The organism is Vibrio sp. OPT46 (genome assembly GCF_015163535.1).
Taxonomy (GTDB): Bacteria; Pseudomonadota; Gammaproteobacteria; order Enterobacterales; family Vibrionaceae; genus Vibrio; species Vibrio alginolyticus.
In genome coordinates this window covers 9202-12686 of record NZ_JADDYG010000485.1, presented here as the reverse complement: position 1 = coordinate 12686, position 3485 = coordinate 9202, and the positions used below count along the sequence as shown (strand labels likewise).

Below are 3485 nucleotides of genomic sequence, written 5' to 3'. Positions count from 1 at the left end.
GCTAAAAAATAACCACTAAAAACAAATGGTTATTATCTTATTCCAAATATAGAATCGACAATGAGTTAGAAGGTAGGGTGAAGTTGAGTGGAAAAAATCTAAAAAAGTAGCAGAACGATACGAGAAGTTTAGAAAAGATTGGCGACCATTTCTTCCCGAAACAAAAATCTTCATGAAACAAAAATGCGCCCCAAAAAGGAGCGCATTTCTTACTTGAATAAGTTATTCCCAATCAAGAATAACCTTGCCTGACATGCCGCTGCGCATTACGTCGAAGCCTTCTTGGAAATCATCAATCTTGTAGTGGTGCGTGATGATTGGCGATAGATCCAGACCAGATTGGATCAGTGAAGCCATCTTGTACCAAGTTTCGAACATTTCGCGACCGTAGATACCTTTGATCACCAAGCCTTTGAAGATAACTTGGTTCCAGTCGATACCCATGTCTGACGGTGGAATACCTAGTAGTGCAATGCGACCACCGTGGTTCATTGTGGTTAGCATTGAGTTGAATGCTGCTGGGTTACCAGACATTTCTAGACCAACGTCGAAGCCTTCTGTCATGCCTAGCTCAGCCATTACGTCTTCTAGCTTCTCTTCAGCCACGTTTACTGCGCGTGTTACACCCATCTTACGAGCAAGTTCTAGACGGTATTCGTTCACGTCTGTGATCACTACGTGGCGAGCACCAACGTGTTTAGCAACCGCTGCTGCCATGATACCGATTGGGCCAGCACCTGTGATAAGCACGTCTTCGCCTACTAGGTCGAAAGAAAGTGCTGTGTGTACTGCGTTACCAAACGGGTCAAAGATAGACGCTAGATCGTCAGAGATGCCTTCAGGGATCTTGAACGCGTTGAACGCTGGGATCACTAGGTATTCAGCGAATGCACCTTCACGGTTAACGCCCACACCAATCGTGTTGCGACATAGGTGAGTACGGCCGCCACGACAGTTACGACAGTGACCACACGTGATGTGACCTTCGCCAGATACGCGGTCACCGATTTCAAAGCCACGAACTTCCTGACCAATCGCAACCACTTCACCCACGTATTCGTGACCAACAACCATAGGCACTGGAATTGTCTTTTGTGACCATTCGTCCCAGTTGTAGATGTGTACGTCTGTACCACAGATAGCGGTTTTCTTAATTTTGATCAGAATGTCGTTATGGCCAACTTCTGGTTTATCAACCTCAGTCATCCAGATGCCTTCTTCAGGCTTTAGCTTTGATAATGCTTTAATTTTCATAATGTAACCTTAATTAAAGGCCCTATTGTCTAAGGCCTAGAATCTTAAATAAGACCCATGTCCTTACCAACTTGGATGAACGCGTCGATTGCACGGTCTAGCTGCTCGCGAGAGTGCGCCGCAGACATTTGAGTACGGATACGTGCTTGACCTTTTGGTACTACAGGGAATGAGAAGCCGATTACGTAGATGCCTTTCTCCAGCGCACGCTCTGCGAATTCTGCTGCTACTTTTGCGTCACCAAGCATGATCGGAATGATTGCGTGGTCAGCACCACCCATTGTGAAACCAGCGTCTTCCATACGAGTACGGAAGTGTGCTGCGTTTTCCCATAGACGATCACGTAGGTCACCGCTCTCTTCTAGTAGATCTAGAACGCGGATAGAAGCGCTTACGATTGCTGGTGCAACAGAGTTAGAGAATAGGTATGGACGAGAACGCTGACGTAGCCAGTCAATCACTTCCGCTTTACCAGATGTGTAACCGCCTGAAGCGCCGCCCATTGCTTTGCCTAGCGTACCAGTGATGATGTCGATACGGTCAACTACGTTGTGGTGCTCGTGCGTACCTGCACCTGTTTTGCCCATGAAGCCAACAGCGTGAGAGTCATCAACCATAGTCAACGCGCCGTACTTCTCTGCTAGGTCACAGATAGCCGGAAGGTTTGCTACTACGCCGTCCATTGAGAACACACCGTCCGTTACGATAAGAATGTGGCGAGCACCTGCTTCTTTCGCAGCGATCAGTTGTTGCTCTAGCTCTTCCATGTTGTTGTTTGAGTAGCGGAAACGCATTGCTTTACATAGACGAACACCGTCGATGATTGACGCGTGGTTTAAAGCGTCAGAGATGATTGCGTCTTCTTTGCCTAGAATAGTTTCAAATAGGCCCGCGTTTGCGTCGAAACATGATGTGTAAAGAATCGTATCTTCTTTACCTAGGAACTTAGAAAGCTTCTGCTCAAGCTCTTTGTGGATGTCTTGCGTACCACAGATAAAACGTACTGAAGCCATACCAAAGCCGTGCTCGTCCATGCCTGCTTTACCCGCTTCGATAAGTGCCGGGTGGTTAGCAAGACCAAGGTAGTTGTTCGCACAGAAGTTTAGTACTTCTTCACCAGTAGAGATTTTAACAGCCGCTTGCTGTTGAGACGTAATGACACGCTCTGATTTGTAAAGGCCTTCCGCCTTTACTTCTTCGATTTGCTGCTGAATCTGTTGGTAGAATGCAGAAGACATTTGAAATTCCTTCCTAGTTATTTTGGCGAGTATTTACTCGTTTAGAATTAGGCTTAGCCTTTATGTGACGGGCGTCACGGGCTATCACTCATCAATTAATTGTAGTGTAATTCAAGGAAGGAGGAAGGATTATACCTTAAGGTGGAAAAGCATTAATGAATCCTAGGCACAAATTCAATTAATGCTTTTCTATGAGGTTGTTATAAAAGGAATTATAGCCAGGTAGGCTTAGCCAAAAGTGCTTCAAAGTCCTTAGCAGGTAATGGTCGGCTATAGTGGAAACCTTGTCCGAACTCACAGTTTAGGTTTTTCAGGTAATCCACATGACGCTGTTCTTCGATGCCTTCTGCGACGATCTTAAGATCCAGCGCTTTCGCCATTGCTATGATTACGTTCACAAGCTCGCGGTCTGAGTCGTTCTCGAACATATTTTGCATAAAGCTACGATCAATCTTTAAGCGGTCGAACGGAAACTTCTGCAAGTAACTCAGCGCAGAATAACCAGTACCAAAATCATCAATAGTAAGTTTGGTGCCTAACGCTCGTAAGTTATTAAGCATGTCTAATAGCTCAGAATCGTGATTAAAGAGGAGACTTTCTGTCACTTCAATATCGAACTTATCTGACGGAAGACCAGACTCCTCAAGGCTGTGTTTAATAAACGTAAGTAAGCGCTCGCAGTACCTAAATTGAACACTAGAAAAGTTTACAGAAACAAACAACGGAGTCAGACTTTGCCATTGTGCCGCTTGTCGACACGCTTGTTGAATAGCAAACTCACCAATTTGATGAATTAAACCATTTTTCTCTGCAATAGAGATAAACTCTTCAGGGTTTACGAATCCGTACTTGTCATCATTCCAACGCATTAGCGCTTCTGCCCCTACGATTTTACCACTACTCAGCTCAATAATTGGCTGATAATACAGTTCTAACAACTGATTGGAGATCGCACTTCTCAGACGATTTTCCAGATCCAAATAGCGTTGCAAG

3 protein-coding genes are annotated in these 3485 nt (G+C 45.1%); all 3 read right to left on the bottom strand.

Annotated features, from left to right (window positions below):
• Positions 1–222: 222 nt before the first annotated feature.
• Entirely contained in the window at positions 223–1254 is a 1032-nt protein-coding gene (gene tdh / locus IQR33_RS20510; RefSeq protein ID WP_005383983.1) for an L-threonine 3-dehydrogenase, read from the bottom strand.
• A 44-nt stretch (positions 1255–1298) separates the two neighbouring features.
• Positions 1299–2492, bottom strand: coding sequence for a glycine C-acetyltransferase (locus IQR33_RS20505; protein ID WP_005375095.1), 1194 nt, complete (start codon positions 2490–2492; stop codon positions 1299–1301).
• A 212-nt stretch (positions 2493–2704) separates the two neighbouring features.
• Positions 2705–3485: putative bifunctional diguanylate cyclase/phosphodiesterase (locus IQR33_RS20500; RefSeq protein ID WP_193843989.1), on the bottom strand; the 781-nt coding region annotated here is incomplete at its 5' end.